Annotated in this window: 1 pseudogene; it reads left to right on the top strand. The window is 59.6% G+C overall.

Features of this window, described 5'->3' with window-relative positions:
• Positions 1-63 precede the first annotated feature (63 nt).
• Positions 64-997: pseudogene (locus KO516_RS08255) on the top strand (IS5 family transposase).
• The last annotated feature ends 54 nt before the right edge of the window (positions 998-1,051 follow it).

Below are 1,051 nucleotides of genomic sequence, written 5' to 3'. Positions count from 1 at the left end.
GGCTTTGTTGCACAAATCGGATTGAGGATTCCCTGTTTGAATCCAGAGTGGTAGCTGGCGTGCATGAGCAGCTGGTCCCCTACGAAGTACAGGACGACGAACTGGGCGTCCTATAATGATGCGCTGAAGCAGCGCGGTTCCCTGACCCTCTGGTTTGATCCGGCTATGTCATGGGAAGCCGCGCCGAGCCGCAAGCGTGGACGGCAGCCACGTTTCAGCGATACAGCCATCCAAGTGTGCCTGACACTGAAGGTTCTCTTCGGGCTACCATTGCGGCAGACCACGGGCTTTGTCGCGAGCTTGCTTCAGCTGGTCGGCCTTGACTGGCCGGTGCCCGATTACAGCACCCTGTGTCGCCGTCAGAAGACCCTGAGCGTGAATATAGCCTACCGGGGCGGCACAGGGCCGCTGCATCTGCTGATCGATGCGACAGGCATTAAGGCTGAAGGCGAAGGGGAGTGGAACGCCCGTAAGCATGGCGGACCGAAGAAGCGCCTTTGGCGCAAGCTCCATCTTGGTATGGACGAGGAAACACTGGAGATCCGTGCAGTTGGGGTCACGACAAGCAGTGTCGGCGACGCGCCGATGCTGCCCGACCTGCTGGAACAGATCCCGCCCGAACAAGAGATTGCCACGGTGACCGCTGATGGGGCCTATGACACGCGCAAAATGCCACAATGCCATTGCCGCTCGGGGAGCCGCCGCCATCATCCCGCCGCGTAAGAATGCCCAACTTTGGAAGCCAACCACAGCAGGGGCTATCGCGCGAAACGAAGCTGTGAGCGCCTGCAAATATCTCGGGCGGGCGCTCTGGAGGAAGTTGACTGGTTATCACCGCCGAAGCCGCGCAGAAACAAAGATGAACTGCGTCAAACTCCTTGGCCAAGGCCTCATGGCCCGAGACTTCGACCGACAGGTCGCTGAGCTCCAGATCCGGATAGCGGTGCTGAACCGCTACACCGCTCTTGGCATACCTGTCACAGAGCCCGTAGGATAAGTGTGTCCGGGGAATGGGGAAGTGCGCTCAAACCCCGATTTGTGCAACAAAGCC

Origin of the sequence: Citreicella sp. C3M06 (assembly GCF_018860705.1) — a bacterium.
Classification (GTDB): Bacteria; Pseudomonadota; Alphaproteobacteria; order Rhodobacterales; family Rhodobacteraceae; genus Salipiger.
The sequence above is the reverse complement of the archived record's forward strand: the minus strand, read 5'-3'. Positions and strand labels throughout refer to the sequence as shown.